Annotated in this window: 18 protein-coding genes; 10 read left to right on the plus strand and 8 right to left on the minus strand. The window is 65.3% G+C overall.

Going from position 1 to position 13,823, the window contains the following annotated elements:
- Window positions 1-136 precede the first annotated feature (136 nt).
- From G404_RS0112610 to G404_RS0112645, 8 genes are all read right to left on the minus strand, one after another.
- Window positions 137-868: a sigma-70 family RNA polymerase sigma factor gene (locus G404_RS0112610; RefSeq protein WP_028641404.1), complete on the minus strand. Its 732-nt coding sequence runs from the start codon at window positions 866-868 to the stop codon at window positions 137-139.
- Window positions 865-3,021: a flagellar biosynthesis protein FlhA gene (locus tag G404_RS0112615; protein ID WP_028641405.1), complete on the minus strand. Its 2,157-nt coding sequence runs from the start codon at window positions 3,019-3,021 to the stop codon at window positions 865-867. Before G404_RS0112615 ends, G404_RS0112610 begins: the two co-directional genes overlap by 4 nt.
- Window positions 3,022-3,024: 3 nt before the next feature.
- Window positions 3,025-3,852, minus strand: coding sequence for a transglycosylase (locus G404_RS0112620; RefSeq protein WP_036521335.1), 828 nt, complete (start codon window positions 3,850-3,852; stop codon window positions 3,025-3,027).
- A gap of 155 nt (window positions 3,853-4,007) precedes the next feature.
- The gene (locus tag G404_RS0112625; protein ID WP_028641407.1) at window positions 4,008-4,388 is read right to left on the minus strand and encodes a hypothetical protein; all 381 of its coding nucleotides are present in this window, start codon (window positions 4,386-4,388) and stop codon (window positions 4,008-4,010) included.
- Window positions 4,388-4,681, minus strand: coding sequence for a flagellar biosynthesis anti-sigma factor FlgM (locus tag G404_RS20100; protein WP_028641408.1), 294 nt, complete (start codon window positions 4,679-4,681; stop codon window positions 4,388-4,390). The genes G404_RS0112625 and G404_RS20100 overlap by 1 nt, the downstream gene beginning before the upstream one ends.
- 111 nt (window positions 4,682-4,792) lie before the next feature.
- Entirely contained in the window at window positions 4,793-5,287 is a 495-nt protein-coding gene (locus tag G404_RS0112635) for a flagella basal body P-ring formation protein FlgA (RefSeq protein ID WP_028641409.1), read from the minus strand.
- A gap of 17 nt (window positions 5,288-5,304) precedes the next feature.
- Window positions 5,305-5,781, minus strand: coding sequence for a hypothetical protein (locus G404_RS19005; protein WP_051280656.1), 477 nt, complete (start codon window positions 5,779-5,781; stop codon window positions 5,305-5,307).
- Window positions 5,778-6,431: a MotA/TolQ/ExbB proton channel family protein gene (locus tag G404_RS0112645; RefSeq protein ID WP_028641410.1), complete on the minus strand. Its 654-nt coding sequence runs from the start codon at window positions 6,429-6,431 to the stop codon at window positions 5,778-5,780. The genes G404_RS19005 and G404_RS0112645 overlap by 4 nt, the downstream gene beginning before the upstream one ends.
- Window positions 6,432-6,707: 276 nt before the next feature.
- Between G404_RS0112645 and flgB the strand changes: the two genes are divergently transcribed.
- From flgB to flgK, 10 genes are read left to right on the plus strand one after another with little or no spacing between them, the layout of a single operon-like run.
- Window positions 6,708-7,055: a flagellar basal body rod protein FlgB gene (gene flgB / locus G404_RS0112650; RefSeq protein ID WP_028641411.1), complete on the plus strand. Its 348-nt coding sequence runs from the start codon at window positions 6,708-6,710 to the stop codon at window positions 7,053-7,055.
- Between the two features lie 4 nt (window positions 7,056-7,059).
- Entirely contained in the window at window positions 7,060-7,485 is a 426-nt protein-coding gene (flgC, locus tag G404_RS0112655; RefSeq protein WP_036521338.1) for a flagellar basal body rod protein FlgC, read from the plus strand.
- Window positions 7,482-7,760, plus strand: a complete 279-nt coding sequence (locus G404_RS0112660; protein WP_028641413.1) for a flagellar hook assembly protein FlgD — start codon at window positions 7,482-7,484, stop codon at window positions 7,758-7,760. Before flgC ends, G404_RS0112660 begins: the two co-directional genes overlap by 4 nt.
- Window positions 7,761-7,794: 34 nt before the next feature.
- On the plus strand, window positions 7,795-8,616 hold the full coding sequence (locus G404_RS0112665; RefSeq protein WP_028641414.1) for a flagellar hook-basal body protein: 822 nt from the start codon (window positions 7,795-7,797) through the stop codon (window positions 8,614-8,616).
- Between the two features lie 13 nt (window positions 8,617-8,629).
- Window positions 8,630-9,373, plus strand: coding sequence for a flagellar basal body rod protein FlgF (locus tag G404_RS0112670; RefSeq protein ID WP_028641415.1), 744 nt, complete (start codon window positions 8,630-8,632; stop codon window positions 9,371-9,373).
- 22 nt (window positions 9,374-9,395) lie between these two features.
- Window positions 9,396-10,187, plus strand: coding sequence for a flagellar basal-body rod protein FlgG (gene flgG, locus G404_RS0112675; protein WP_028641416.1), 792 nt, complete (start codon window positions 9,396-9,398; stop codon window positions 10,185-10,187).
- The gene (locus G404_RS0112680) at window positions 10,184-10,918 is read left to right on the plus strand and encodes a flagellar basal body L-ring protein FlgH (RefSeq protein ID WP_084601301.1); all 735 of its coding nucleotides are present in this window, start codon (window positions 10,184-10,186) and stop codon (window positions 10,916-10,918) included. The genes flgG and G404_RS0112680 overlap by 4 nt, the downstream gene beginning before the upstream one ends.
- A 23-nt stretch (window positions 10,919-10,941) precedes the next feature.
- A complete protein-coding gene (locus G404_RS0112685; RefSeq protein WP_084601303.1) occupies window positions 10,942-12,117 on the plus strand; it encodes a flagellar basal body P-ring protein FlgI in 1,176 nt (391 codons plus the stop codon).
- On the plus strand, window positions 12,114-12,434 hold the full coding sequence (locus tag G404_RS0112690) for a rod-binding protein (RefSeq protein ID WP_028641419.1): 321 nt from the start codon (window positions 12,114-12,116) through the stop codon (window positions 12,432-12,434). Before G404_RS0112685 ends, G404_RS0112690 begins: the two co-directional genes overlap by 4 nt.
- On the plus strand, window positions 12,431-13,798 hold the full coding sequence (flgK, locus tag G404_RS0112695; RefSeq protein ID WP_028641420.1) for a flagellar hook-associated protein FlgK: 1,368 nt from the start codon (window positions 12,431-12,433) through the stop codon (window positions 13,796-13,798). The genes G404_RS0112690 and flgK overlap by 4 nt, the downstream gene beginning before the upstream one ends.
- Window positions 13,799-13,823 lie beyond the last annotated feature (25 nt).

Raw genomic sequence — 13,823 nt, forward strand, 5'->3', positions numbered from 1 at the left:
TTAATCAATCGATTAAAGCGAGCGATGGCCGGTGGCAAGAGCCAGGGCCCGGACCCTGGCCTTCCTCAAGGCCAAACAAGATGGGCTGGGCCTTTTACAGGGTAACCCCACAGGCTGCGCAATGTGTCTGCGCCGCTTAAAGCAGATCGAAGCCGTCGCCCAGCAGGCCCTTCAGCTTGTCCAGCGCCTGTGCCTTCAACTGGTGCACACGCGGCACGCTGACCTCGAGCACACCGGCAATTTCGGCCAGGTTCAGTTCCTCGACAAAATAAAGCTGGATGACCATTTGCAGCCGTTCGGGCAGCGCCGCGATCGCATCGGTGACCAGATGACGCGTTTCCTCGTCGGCAATCATGGTAAAGCTGTCGGGCCGGTCATCGGCAAAGGCCATCGAGCTGTCGGAATAGGCATCGTCGATCGGTTCAAAACGCAGCGGTTCGGCGGCCGCGCGCAGATTGCCAAGATCCGACAGGGTCACCCCCATCGCTTCGGCCAGTTCGCTTTCGGTCGGTTGGCGACCCAGCAGCGTCGCCAGGCTTTCGGTCTGATCGCGCAAGGTGCGGCGGCGGTCCGAGGCCGAGCGTGACATCGGCGCGGTGCGCCGGATCAGATCGACCATCGCGCCGCGCACGCGCAATTTGGCATAGGCGGCAAAGCCGTCCTCGGTCTGTCCGGTGTGTTTCTGCGCGCATTCGGTCAATGCCACCAGGCCCGCCTGGATCAGGTCATCGACCTCGATCCCGGCGCGCCCCGAGCCATGGGCGTGCCACGCCAGACGCCGGACCATGGGCAGAAAGCGGCGGATACGATCGGCGGTATCATCGCGATAGGCGCGCGCCGCGCCAAAGCTGCGGTGATGAAGGTTCATGCGGCAAGTCCTTCGGGTTGCGGCATCCGGGGGGCCGGGTTTGCGCTTGCGCCGCCGGTCTGGTCGGTCAGTGCGGGCGGGGGGGGAGCGGCATTGGCCTCGCCACCGATCACCGCGATCACTTCGATCGGCTGGCTTTGCGGCAGTTCGGAAATTGACAGGACCACGCAGGCGGGTGCGCGGAACCGCAGCGCAGCCGACAGCGTGCGCCGCGCGCGCGGCTGCACGATCAGCGCAGGCGGGATCGCGCCGGGGCCGCGTTCGGTGATGATTGCGGCGATGCGTTCGCCAAGGCCGCGCGCCAGATCGGGCTCGATCACGGGCAGTCCGCTGACCGGGTCCTGCATCCCCTGGACAATCATCGCCTCAAGCCCGGCCTCAAGCGTGATCACCGGCAATCGGTCATACGCGCTGCACACGCGGCCAACGATCATAGGTCCCAGTTCGGCGCGCAGGATATCGACCAACCGGTCGTGATCGGTGGTCTGCTGCACCGCCTGGCCCAGGGCCGCCAGGATTGGCAGCGGATGCGCGATGCTGACCCCGTCCTCAAGCAATGCCCGCAGGATGCGCGTGATCGCGCCCAGCGACAGCGGATTGGGATGGACCGTGTCGACCAGACCGGCCGAACGTTGCCGCACCCCTTCAAGAATGGCGCGCACTTCGTCGGGTCCAAGCATGGCCTGTGGCCGTTCGCCCAGCACCTGGTTCAAATGCGTGGCGATCACCGTGCCGGCATCGACCGTCAGATAGCCTTCGGCGATCGCGGCATCGCGGCTGGCCGGATCGATCCACAACGCGGGACAGCCAAAACTGGGATCGGTGGTCGGCTCTCCGCGCAACAGGTTGCCCGGACGCGCTTCGCCCGCGTTGATCGCCAGAATGCGGTCCGGCCGCACCGTGGACCCGCCGATTTTTACCCCGCCCAGCATGATGCGGTATTCGTTGGGCGGCAGTTCAAGCGAATCGCGCACACGGAAATGCGGCACGATAAACCCGCAGGCCTGGCTCAACTGTTTGCGCACGCCGGTGATCCGCGCGACCAGCGGCGATCCACGATTGACGTCGACCAGATGCACCAGGCCATAGCCAAGCTCGATCGTCACCAGTGTGTGATCCGACACTTCATCAAGCATGATGCGCGATGGGTCAGGCGGCGCATCGGGTGCCGGGGCATCGGCCACCTTCTGCCGCTCTGCGCGCTTTTTCAGATTCCACCACAGCCATCCGGCCATCGCCGCAGCGGGCAGGAACACCGTCTGCGGCATTGCCGGGATCATGCCGATCGCGGCCAGAATCACCGCCACCGGCAGCCAGGTCGAAGGCGCGGCGAATTGTCCGCCGATCTGCCCGGCCAGGTCGCGGCTGTCGGCCACGCGCGTCACGATCACCGCCGCCGCGATCGACAGCAACAACGAGGGCACTTGCGCAACCAGCGCATCGCCCACCGCCAGCGTCACGTATTTCTGCGCGGCGTCGGCGGCGGTCAGTCCGTGGCTGAGCATGCCAAGGCAGAACCCGGCAATTATGTTCACGCCCAGGATCAGAACCGCGGCAATCGCATCGCCTTTGACGAATTTGCTCGCACCATCCATCGAGCCATAGAAATCGGCCTCGGTCGAAACCTCGCGGCGGCGCTGTTTGGCCTCCGACGCGTTGATCAGTCCGGCGGCAAGATCGGCATCGATCGCCATCTGCTTGCCCGGCAGGGCATCGAGCGTGAAGCGCGCCGAGACTTCGGATACGCGGCCAGCACCCTTGGTCACCACCACCATGTTGATGATCATCAAGATCATGAACACGAACAGACCGACCGCGAAATTGCCGCCGATCAGGAAGGCGCCAAAGCTTTCGATGACATGCCCGGCCGCCGCGCCGCCATTGTGGCCATGCACCAGCACGACGCGGGTGGATGCGACGTTGAGCGACAGGCGCAGCAGCGTGGCAAACAGCAGGACCGAGGGAAACGACGAAAAATCGAGCGGCTTTTCCGCGTTCATGGCCGCCATCAGCACCGCCACCGACAGCGCGATGTTGAACACGAAAAACACGTCGAGCATCATCGCCGGGATCGGGATGACCATCAGCGCGATCAGGGTCAGGATACCGGCGGGCAACGCCAGCGCGCCAATATTGGCAAGCCGTTTGAACATCGGTTACATCCCCAGCGCGCGGATGCGGCCATAGGCGGCGCGCACCGCCGCCGGCACTGCACCATCGCCCGCGTCGGCCAGACCGAACGCGGATTGCAGGGTATCGGCCATCGAGCTGCGCCCGGGCGCGGTGGATTGGGCCAGTGCGGCAAATTCGCGCGCGATCGGCCCGCCGGCAGGTTGCGGTGCTGCACCGGGTGTCGCCGGCGGCAAAACGCCCCCGCCGGGCCGCGCCGGAGGGGCAGAAGCCGCACCCCCGGCCATCGCCGTTTCGATACGGTTGCGCAGCTGCTCCATCACTTCGCCCACGCTGCGCGGGGTAGAGCCGGAAAAGAATATCGCGTGATTGGCCGCGGCCGCCCTGGGCAGCAAGGCGGCCGCACTTTGGGTCGGATCGGCCGACAGTGCCGACAGAAACCGGGCCGAACCGTCGGGTCCCAGGAAATGCGCCAGATACAGCTCGGCATGATCGGGCTCGCGGCCAAGCACCCCATACAAAAAGGTGCGGTTGTCGCTGGCAAGTTCGCCCGCCATCATGGCCGACATCTGCGGATCATCACGCAGCGCCAGCCATTGTGCACGGGTTGCGGGATCCTGCGACGCGCCCGAGGGATCGAGGCCAAGCTCTGCACCATGGCGACCGAGCATTGTCATCCAGGTCGATCCGGTGAACTGGTACAGCCCGCGTGCGCTGGAGGTGCGCGCCTGTGCCGTTGGCACCAAACCGGATTCGAGCTTGGCCTGCGCCAGCAGATACTTGAAATCGACCCCGGTGGCCGCGGCCGCGCGCGCAATCGCGGCCTGCACCGGGCCTTGTGGGGCAACCGGCATTCCGCCAGAGGCCAAGGGCAGGGGGACCGGGACATCGGGCATGCTGGCTGATCAACCTTTCCGGCGCGCGCACGGCGCGGCTCGGATCATTGTTCAGCAAGAGGCGTGCCAATTTGACACTGTCGGGGACCTCGGTCGCGCGGCAGCGAACAAATTCAGCGCAGGCGGCGAACGCGTGCCGCATCGACATTGGCGCGATACAGCGCTGGCTGGCCGGTCAAAGCGTCCAGCCGCGCCGAAACATTGGCGGCAATCAGATTGCGCACTTTGCGGTTGGTTTCGTTCAACCGTCGCGCCGCATCGAGCAGCCCCCGGCATTCCTCGTCAACAGCGTGCGCTCCTGTGTCTTCCAACCGGCCGCACAGCACATTCTTGCGCACGGTGCAGCCAACGATCGAATCGACATCCAGAGCGGCCAGCGCGTGCCGCTCTGACTCCAGAACGGTCAGCATTTGCCGCAGGATTTCGCGCAGTTCGAACGGGTGCATCACGCCCGGCGCGGCGCCGGTTGCGTCGGGCATGGTTGCTGTAGCCATTACGAAGCCTTCTGCAGCAGGGCGCCGGCGGCGATCATCGCATCGCTGATCTTGGCCGGGATCACCGGGTATGTTCCGTTCTGCACGGCCTGGCGGATCTCGGCGACCCGCGCCTGATCGACCGGAACCGGGCCGGCGTCTGTCGACAGGCTGGTTTCCACCTGGGGGGTGGCACTGGTTGCCGCGGGGGTTGGCGCAGGGTTCTGCCCCGGGACACTCTGCGTGGCAGGCTGAACGGGGTTAAGCTGCACCGCGCCAACCGGGCGCGACGCTCCGATTTCAAATGATGACATGGCACGCTCCTGTCGGTTGCATCACAGCGAAGAACGGCAAGGCGGCAATGCAATTAAGCCATTCGGAAAAAATTTGCCGCAGCGGAGCATTTTTGCCGGGTCGGGCCGGAGCTATTCCACCCGCACCTCGACCAGACCGGGTCTTACGACTTGGGCCTGGAGCGGGTCGGACTTGGCCTGGGTGCGCACTTTAATCCATGCGCCCACCGCGCCCGATTCCAGTGCCTCGGCCGACTGCGACACGGAAAAACCGTCGCCGGTGATTGCCACCGTTACCGACTGGCCGCGCTCGATGACCGGACCAGCCGGGGTTGTGCGGGCCAGACCCGACATCGCGACAAAAATGTGCCAGCCGCCCGGATCGGGGCATTCGACCAGGATGCTGGCATGAGCATCGCCGCGCCACGACAAGGCGAGCGGTGCCGCACAGGCTGCCAGCCGCAGACGCCGATCGACCGGGCGGGCCGCGCCGCCTGCGGCACCGATCGGTTGCCCGGTGAACGCGGCCACGTCGCGATCGATCGCGGCGGGATCGTGAAGACCCTCGGCATGGGCCGCAACCAGCGGCACGACGAGGGCGAACGGCAGCACCGCAAGACGGCGCATCGAAGCGTTTGGTGTCATCATGTCCCTGACCTTGCAAGCGGCGTGCCAGCATCCGCGTCATAGCCGACCACCGCGCTGGCCCCGTCGGGTTGGCCCGGTTCGACCACGATCCGCGCGGTATCGCCGCGCGCGCCCGCCGCGCGATCAAGCTGCGCGGCCTCGGCCAGCGCGGCGGCCCGCCCGCCCGGCGCATAATGCACCGTGATCGTCAGCCGCAGACGCGGATCGCGCGCCACCTCGCCAAGCCAGCGCGACAGATCGGGCGCGCCCATGGCGGGGCGCCACACACCCACCGGTTCGGCCTGCGGGGTCGGTGCCATGATCGGCGATCGCGCGTCTGGACGGGCGGGGCCCGGCGCATGCCCACCGGGCTTGTCCGTACCCAACGGACCATCGGGGGCATCGCCAAGTGCCGAGGCGGTGACCATGAACAGGATCAGCGAAAGGTCGGCCAGAATCGTCTGCCAACTGGTGCTGACGGTGCGCGCGATCATGCCGCTTCGGCCCCGCCGCGACGCAACCGGGGGGATACGGCCGCAAATTGCGCGGCGATCCAGTCGATCAGGTCCTGCCGCGCAGCCTCTTCGCGTTCGGCACGCCGCTCGATCGCGCGCGCCAGCGGGGCCAGCAGCATGTTGGCCAGCAACAGGCCGTACAGCGTGGCCAGCACCGACATCGAAATCGCGTTCATGAACATCGCCCGTGCAATCCCGCGTCCTGACAGCTGCGCCAGCGAGACCAGCGTCCCGGCCAGACCGAACACCGGCGCCAGATCCGCCGCCTGCGCCAGCGTGACGGCCGCGCGCTGCGCCCGGGCCAGGCGTTTTTTGCGATCGATGGTGTGATGCATCAGCAGCATCGAGGCCGAATGCCCCTCGATCATCGCCTTGATCGCATCGTCGAGCGCCGGATCACCGGTGGCGCGCGCGCGCGCGCGATAGACGCCGTCCTTGCGGATATCGTTGGCCAGCGGGGCCAGATCGCGGCGGATCAGGTCGGGATTGAACGAAGGCCGCAGCAATGCCGCCAGCGCTCGCGCAGTCGATCGACAATCGGCGCGCCCCGCGCGCAGCACGGTTGCCAGCAGGGTTCCGCCCACCACGATGGCTGCGGGCACGGGATCGATCAGGTGGGCAAGGTCCATATGCGCAAGGGGTCCTGCCGGAACGGATGAAAGCACGGTGGGCGCAGGAACCAACCGCCTCGGGGGATGACGTGGCTGGTTCCTGCAGGTCAAAGGACGGCGGCCGGCCGGCGGATTTCAGGGCGGGCACGACTTTGCCGCCGATCCGGCAATCCGGCAGCGGTTTGCCGCCAATGCCACCGGCAATGGCCATCACAGGCCTCGCCACAGGGTTTGGCACGCGCCTTGCAGTCCATGGTCCCGTACGACGTTGCACACAGGAGCATCGAGACCATCATGGGCGACAGCCTGTTCGGCATTCATGGCATGGCGCTGGAACTGCGCGCGCAGCGATTGGGCGTGCTGACCTCCAATATCGCCAATGCCGCCACCCCGGGTTACAAGGCGCGCGACATCGATTTCGCCAGCGCGCTGAAATCGATGACCCAGGGAGCCAGCACCAGCCAGGCGATCGGATCGGCCACGCAATACCGCGTCCCGGTCATGCCCAGCCTTGATGGCAACACTGTCGAAATGGCCACCGAACAGACCGCGTTTGCCGAAAACGCGATCGGCTACGAAGCCACGCTCAACATGATCCAGGACCGGGTTCAGACCGTGACCCGCGCGCTGAAGGGGGAATAGCGCGATGCCGTCCGCCCCCACCGCACGCCCGATGACACTGTTCGATGCCGCCAGCCGCGCGATGTCGGCCCAGCTGGTGCGGATGAACGCCGCCACATCCAACCTGGCCAATGCCGGCACCGTCGCCGGCAGCGCGCAAGCCGCCTATCGCCCGATCCGCCCGGTGTTCGCCACCGAGCTCGATGCCGCCAGCGGCCTGGCCACGGTCAAAGTGCAGGGCGTCTATCAATCGGGCGCGACCCCGGTGCGCAACCACGATCCCGACAATCCGCTGGCCGATGCCAATGGCGATGTGTGGGGATCAGGGGTCGATGAAAACGCCGAAATGCTCGAGATCACCGATGCGTCGCGCCAGTACCAGAATGTGGTCGAGGCGTTGCAGACCGCCAAACAACTCACCCTTGATACGATGAGGATCAAACCATCATGACCAGTGTATCCAGCACCAGCGCGACCACGCCGAACACCCCGGCCTCGTCGACCAGCAGCGCGTTCAACAAACTGAACGAGAACGATTTCCTGACGCTTTTGACCACCCAGCTGGCCAATCAGGACCCGACCAACCCGGTCGACAACACGCAGATGCTGGCGCAGCTGGCACAGTTTTCGACGCTGGCTGCTGCCAATCAGACCAATTCCGACCTGTCGACGATTTCGAGCCAGATCGGCGCCGCAACCGGCAGCACCCCGGTCGCCGGCACCTGAACCCCACCGCCCCACCAGCGAAAGAGTCTCCGCCATGTCCTATTATGTCTCGCTCAGCGGGCTGCAGAACGCCCAGACCGATCTCAGCGTGATCGGCAACAACATTTCCAACGCCGACACCACCGGCTTCAAGAAAAGCGATGCGCAGTTCGCCAACCTGGTTGCCGCCAGCGCCTACAGCAATCCCAAGGACATCATCGGCATCGGGTCGACCGTGTCCGAGATCAACCAGAACTTCAGCCAGGGTCCGATCCAGCAGACCGGTTCGGCGCTTGATCTTGCGATCAGCGGCGACGGTTTTTTCGCGGTCAAATCGACCGCCACCGGCCAGATGTCGTATACCCGCAACGGCAATTTTTCGCTCGATTCGACGGCGGCCGCGTCCAGCGGCAAAAGCTATGTCATCGATGCCACAGGCAACCGGTTGCAGGTCCTGCCCGCCGGCGGAACCTCGACGACGCTTGGCGATGCCGTCGTGCCCACCACCGATACCGGCGGCGCCAGCTTTTCGGGCGTGACGGTTGCGGCCAATGGCAACGTCAGCGCGGCCTATGCCGATGGCACCAGCACGGTGATCGGCACGGTGGCACTGGCTGCGTTCAATTCGCCCGAGGGCCTGCAACAGACCGGATCGGCCGATTATATCGCCACCGGACTGTCGGGTGCGGCCATTTACGGCACCCCTGCCAATGGCCAGTACGGCGGGCTGCTGTCGGGTGCGCTCGAGGCGTCGAACGTCGATCTGTCGTCGGAAATGGTCAACCTGATCACCGCGCAGCAGTATTTCCAGGCCAATGCCAAGGCGATCGACACCAACACCACCGTGTCCGAAGCAATCATCAACCTGCACAGCTGATCGGATCTGACCGATGGATCGCCTGATCTTCACCGCGTATTCGGGCCTGTCGGCGTCGATGACCCAGCAACGGGTCATCGCCAACAACATGGCCAACACCCAGACCACCGGATTTCGCGCCGAAATGCTGGTCGCGAGCCCGACCACGGTCAGGGGCGCCGGGCTGGAAGCGCGCGCGATGACCGATGCCGAGGTACAGGGCGCCAACATGCACCAGGGCGACCTGATGCAGACCGGCAATCCGCTCGACGTGGCGCTGACCGGCGATACCATGCTCGCCGTCCAGGCCAGCGATGGCTCCGAGGCCTATACCCGGCGCGGCGATCTGACGGTCGATGCCAACGGTACGCTGGTCAATGGCGACGGGCTGCCCGTGCTGTCGGACAATGGCCCGATCACGGTGCCGGCGGGCGACAGCCTGACCGTTTCGCCCGACGGCACGGTGCTGGCCACCGACCCGGCGCAGGGCAATGCCCCGCCCGAAGCGATCGGGCGGCTGAAGCTGGCGACCACCACCGGCACCGCTGTCGCCAAAGGCCTGAACGGGCTGTTCCAGGTGATTGGCGGCGGCATCCTGCCCACCGATGACGCCGCGCGGCTGATCCCCGGATCGCTGGAAAAATCAAACGTCAATCCGACGCAAGTGCTGGTCGACATGGTCGATGCCCAGCGCCTGTTCGAAATGCGCGCCAAAGTGGTTTCGACCGCGAAGGACAATGACGAAAAATCCACAGCCCTGATGGCGTTGCCATCCTAGACCCTGAGCGGAGCCATCCCCCATGCCATCATCGGCCCTTTATGTCGCGCGCACCGGTCTGCAGGCCCAGGACACGCGCATGCAAGTCATCTCCAACAACCTCGCCAATGTCAGCACCACCGGGTTCAAGCGCGAACGCGCCAATTTCGCCACGCTGGCCTATCAGGATGCGCGCGTTGCCGGGCAGCAATCATCGGGACAGACTGCCTATGCCACCGGGTTGAACCTGGGCACCGGGGTGACGGTTCAGGCCACCACCACCGACATGACCCAAGGATCGCTGCAATCGACCGGCAATGCGCTTGACATGGCGATCAGCGGCGACGGTTATTTTCAGGTGACGATGCCCGACGGACAAATCGGCTATACCCGCGCAGGCAATTTCACCACCTCTGCCGAAGGCCTGCTGGTCACCGCGCAGGGCTATCCGGTGCAGCCGCAGATCACCGTTCCGCAAGGCGCCGGATCGATCACCGTGGGGCAGGACGGCACCGTTTCGGCGCTGCTGCCCGGCTCGAGCGCACCAAGCACGCTGGGCCAGCTGACCACGGCAACCTTTGCCAACCCGGCGGCGCTGCAGGCAGCCAGCGACAATTTCTACAAGGAAACCGGCGGCAGCGGAGCCCCCCAGGTGGGCGCACCCGGCGCGGCCGGACACGGCACGATCCGCCAGGGCTATCTCGAGGCATCGAATGTCAGCGTGGTGACCGAACTGGTCGACATGATCGAGTGCCAGCGCGCCTACGAGGTCAATTCGAAAATGGTCAGCGCGGTCGACGACATGCTGAAGAACGCCAATCAGAGCCTGACATGATCACGCAGGGCCCGCTTGACCGGCACCTGGGTGCACCCGGTCGCACGCGTAAGCCGCGCGGCGCCCCGCCCTGGCCCCGCATCGTGGTGCCAGCCGTGCTTGCGCTTGTGGCGATCGCCACCCCGCACATTGCCCATGCCGCGCACCCGCAAAAAGGCTTTGATGCAACCGCACCCAAAGAGGATGCGATGGCGCCGTCGGCCGGTGCAATCTTCAACGTCAACGCCGGCTATGCCGGGCTGGTCGAAGGGCCGCGTGCGCATGCCGTGGGCGATGTCCTGACGATAACCCTGGTAGAAAACCTGACCACATCGAAACAGGCGATCGGCAAAACCACCAAAAGCGGCAGCTTCTCGGTGACTCCACCTACGGCCGGTCCGTTCGCCATAAACCCCAATGCCCTTAATGCTTCGGGCGCTTCGGCGTTCAGTGGTGAAGGCGACGCTTCGGAAAACAGCCAGCTGGGTGGGCAGATCTCTGCCACCATTGCCGAAACACGCCGCAACGGAACCGTATTGGTGAAAGGAACAAAGCGACTGCTGCTTAGCCAGGGCGAAGAATGGGTCCAGATTTCGGGCATCGTGCGTATTGCCGACATTGACCAGAACAACACGGTTCAGTCGGGCCGGGTGGCCGATGCGCACGTGGTCTATACCGGCAACGGATCGATCGGCCGCGCCAGCCGCGAAGGCTGGCTGTCAAAATTCTTCAGCATAATCAACCCTTTCTGAACGCCGCATTCGGGACATCTGCCATGACCGCGCCATCTTTGCCCCTGCCCATCACCCTGTCCTGCGCATGTCTGCGCCAGGCGCGCGCGCGCGCGCCGGGCTGGCGCATTGCGGTGCTGCTGATCGGGCTGGCGCTGGCCGTGTGGCTGGCCCCGCCCGTCCGTGCCGAACGCGTGCGCGATCTGGGCGCGTTTCAGGGGGTGCGTTCCAACCAGCTGACCGGATACGGCATTGTCGTGGGCTTGCCCGGCACTGGCGACGATACGCTGGAATATGTCACGCAGGCGATGCGCGGGGTTTCGGGGCGACTGGGCCTGCAATTGCCGCCGGGCGTTCAACCGGGGCTGAAAAACGCCGCCGCCGTCCTCGTCACCGCCGATCTGCCCGCCTTTGCCAAACCGGGCCAGCGCATCGATGTCACGGTCAGCACGATCGGCAAGGCCAAGTCGCTGCGCGGCGGATCGCTGATCATGACGCCGATGTATGGTGCCGACGGTCAGATCTATGCCATGTCGCAGGGCAATCTGGCGGTAGGTGGTCTTGGCATCACGGCCAAGGACGGATCGCAACTGACGGTCAATGTGCCCACGGTGGGCCGCATCGCCGACGGGGCGACGGTGGAACGCGCGGTCGATACCGGGTTCGACCATGGCGATGTGCTGCGCTGGAACTTGTTCCAGGCCGATTTCCTGACCGCGTCGCGGGTGCGCGATGCGATCAATGCCAGATATCCGCAGACCGCCACGGTCGAAGACGGGGTGACGCTGGCGCTGCGCCTGCCTTCTGGCGCCGATCGGCGCGCCAGCCTGATGGCATCGATTGAAACGATCGATGTCACTCCCGGCGAAACCGCCGCCAAAGTGATCGTCAACAGCCGCACCGGCACGGTTGTCATCAACAGCGCGGTGCGGCTGAGCCCCGCCGCGATCAGCCACGGCAGGCTGGTGGTGCGGATCGATGAAAAACCGCAAGTGTCGCAGCCCAATGCGCTGAGCCAGGGCCGGACCGCGGTCACCCCCAACAGCCGGATTTCGGTGAACGAAGGCGATGCCCATGTCGCGCTGTTCAGGCCCGGCGCATCGCTGTCGTCGCTGGTCGATGCGCTGAACAAGCTGGGGGTCAGCCCGTCGGACCTGGTCGCCATTCTTGAGGCGCTGAAACAGGCAGGCTCGCTCAAAGCCGAAATGGACGTGATATGACCACGATTGCCGCCAGCCCTGCTGCCGCAGGCAGCACCGCGACGCCGTCGCCCGAACGCGCCCGCCTACATCAGGCGGCGCAGGCGTTCGAGGCGATCTTCGTGCGCCAGATGATGGCCAGCGCCCGCCAATCGAATTTCGGCGACACGCTGTGGAGCGATGACAAAGGGCAGGACACGTTCACCGCGATGCGTGACGAACGCTTTGCCGATCTGACCGCGCAAAGCGGCGCGCTGGGTCTGGCCAGGCAGGTCGAGTCTGACCTGTCGGTGCGTCTCGGCACTGCGCCGGCCGCCGCGCAGGAGGGCACGCCATGACCAGCAGCCTGATGTCGATCGGTGCCAGCGGGGCGATGGCCGCCGAAATCGCGCTGGATGTCACCGGCCAGAATATCTCCAACGCATCGACCGATGGCTATGTCCGGCGCAGTGCGAACACCATCGAAGTTGCGTCGGCCAGCAGCTGGAGCACCGCCAACGACGTGTCGCTGTCGGGCGTGACCGTGTCGGGGATCACCCGCAACGCCGACACCTTTCTCGAATCCGAAGCGCGCCGCACCGCATCGGGCACTGCGCGCGCCAACAGCACCGTGACCGGCCTGACCGACGTTGAAAACGCAGTCGAAAATTCGGGCGTGTTCACCACGATCGGCAATTTTCAGAATGCGCTGACGTCGCTGAACCAGAATCCGGCCGATCCCAGTTTGCGCGCGACCGTGATCCAGGACGGCCAGACGATGGCCAGCGCATTCCAGATCGCCGCGCAAGGGCTGTCGTCCACCCGATCGGGTATCCAGGACCAGCTCGGCCAGGGCGTTGCCCAGGTCAACACGCTGACCACCCAGCTGGCAACGATCAACACCCAGCTGTCGGCCAGCGCCGGCGGCGCCGCGGTGGCGGGGAACACCACCACCAGCGATCGCGCCAGCCTGATGGATCAGCGCGACAGCCTGCTCGACCAGATCGGGCAATACACCGACATCGCCACCACCATCAATTCCGACGGCACCGCCAACGTCAATATTGGCGGCGTCAGCGGGCCGCCGCTGGTGACCGGGTCTGCCGCCAACACCCTGACCGCCATGGTCAACAGCGATGGCACCGAGCAACTGTCGGTGGGCAACGCAAATGTTGCGCTCAGCGGCGGTTCGCTGGCCGGAAACCAGACCACGCTGACCAAGCTGGACCAGATCAGCGGCGATCTTGACAGCCTGGCATCTTCGATTGCCACCACGGTCAACACCCAGCAGGCCCAGGGCGCCGACCTGAAAGGCAATGCCGGTGCTGCGCTGTTTGCAGGAACGACTGCGGCAACCTTGGTCATGGCCACGTCCGATCCGTCGAAAATCGCGACCGCCGCCGCCGGATCATCGGCCAACAGCGCGGACACCACCAACCTGACCGCGCTGGCCAATGCGTTGGGCACGCTGGGCCCGGCCAATACGATGAACGCCATCCTGACCGACATTTCAGGCACGGTACAAAGCGCCAAAACGACGCAGACCACGCTGCAGACGCTGTCGAGTGCGGCGGCGACCAGCCTGTCATCGCAGGCCGGTGTCGATCTGAACACCGAGGCGGTCAATCTGGTGAAGTTTCAGCAGGCGTTCCAGGCCTCTGGCAAAGTCATGCAGGTCGCCAGCGATATCTTCACCAGCATTCTCAACCTGTCCGCCCACTGACGCAACTGCCAACCGGTAACCAGCA

The organism is Novosphingobium acidiphilum DSM 19966, assembly GCF_000429005.1.
GTDB classification, from domain to species: domain Bacteria; phylum Pseudomonadota; class Alphaproteobacteria; order Sphingomonadales; family Sphingomonadaceae; genus Novosphingobium; species Novosphingobium acidiphilum.

Coding starts and splice junctions, on each gene's coding strand:
- G404_RS0112610 (WP_028641404.1), bottom strand. CDS start 868: ATGAACCTTCATCACCGCAGCTTTGGCGCGGCGCGCGCCTATCGCGAT.
- G404_RS0112615 (WP_028641405.1), bottom strand. CDS start 3,021: ATGTTCAAACGGCTTGCCAATATTGGCGCGCTGGCGTTGCCCGCCGGT.
- G404_RS0112620 (WP_036521335.1), bottom strand. CDS start 3,852: ATGCCGGTTGCCCCACAAGGCCCGGTGCAGGCCGCGATTGCGCGCGCG.
- G404_RS0112625 (WP_028641407.1), bottom strand. CDS start 4,388: ATGGCTACAGCAACCATGCCCGACGCAACCGGCGCCGCGCCGGGCGTG.
- G404_RS20100 (WP_028641408.1), bottom strand. CDS start 4,681: ATGTCATCATTTGAAATCGGAGCGTCGCGCCCGGTTGGCGCGGTGCAG.
- G404_RS0112635 (WP_028641409.1), bottom strand. CDS start 5,287: ATGCGCCGTCTTGCGGTGCTGCCGTTCGCCCTCGTCGTGCCGCTGGTT.
- G404_RS19005 (WP_051280656.1), bottom strand. CDS start 5,781: ATGATCGCGCGCACCGTCAGCACCAGTTGGCAGACGATTCTGGCCGAC.
- G404_RS0112645 (WP_028641410.1), bottom strand. CDS start 6,431: ATGGACCTTGCCCACCTGATCGATCCCGTGCCCGCAGCCATCGTGGTG.
- flgB (WP_028641411.1), top strand. CDS start 6,708: ATGGGCGACAGCCTGTTCGGCATTCATGGCATGGCGCTGGAACTGCGC.
- flgC (WP_036521338.1), top strand. CDS start 7,060: ATGCCGTCCGCCCCCACCGCACGCCCGATGACACTGTTCGATGCCGCC.
- G404_RS0112660 (WP_028641413.1), top strand. CDS start 7,482: ATGACCAGTGTATCCAGCACCAGCGCGACCACGCCGAACACCCCGGCC.
- G404_RS0112665 (WP_028641414.1), top strand. CDS start 7,795: ATGTCCTATTATGTCTCGCTCAGCGGGCTGCAGAACGCCCAGACCGAT.
- G404_RS0112670 (WP_028641415.1), top strand. CDS start 8,630: ATGGATCGCCTGATCTTCACCGCGTATTCGGGCCTGTCGGCGTCGATG.
- flgG (WP_028641416.1), top strand. CDS start 9,396: ATGCCATCATCGGCCCTTTATGTCGCGCGCACCGGTCTGCAGGCCCAG.
- G404_RS0112680 (WP_084601301.1), top strand. CDS start 10,184: ATGATCACGCAGGGCCCGCTTGACCGGCACCTGGGTGCACCCGGTCGC.
- G404_RS0112685 (WP_084601303.1), top strand. CDS start 10,942: ATGACCGCGCCATCTTTGCCCCTGCCCATCACCCTGTCCTGCGCATGT.
- G404_RS0112690 (WP_028641419.1), top strand. CDS start 12,114: ATGACCACGATTGCCGCCAGCCCTGCTGCCGCAGGCAGCACCGCGACG.
- flgK (WP_028641420.1), top strand. CDS start 12,431: ATGACCAGCAGCCTGATGTCGATCGGTGCCAGCGGGGCGATGGCCGCC.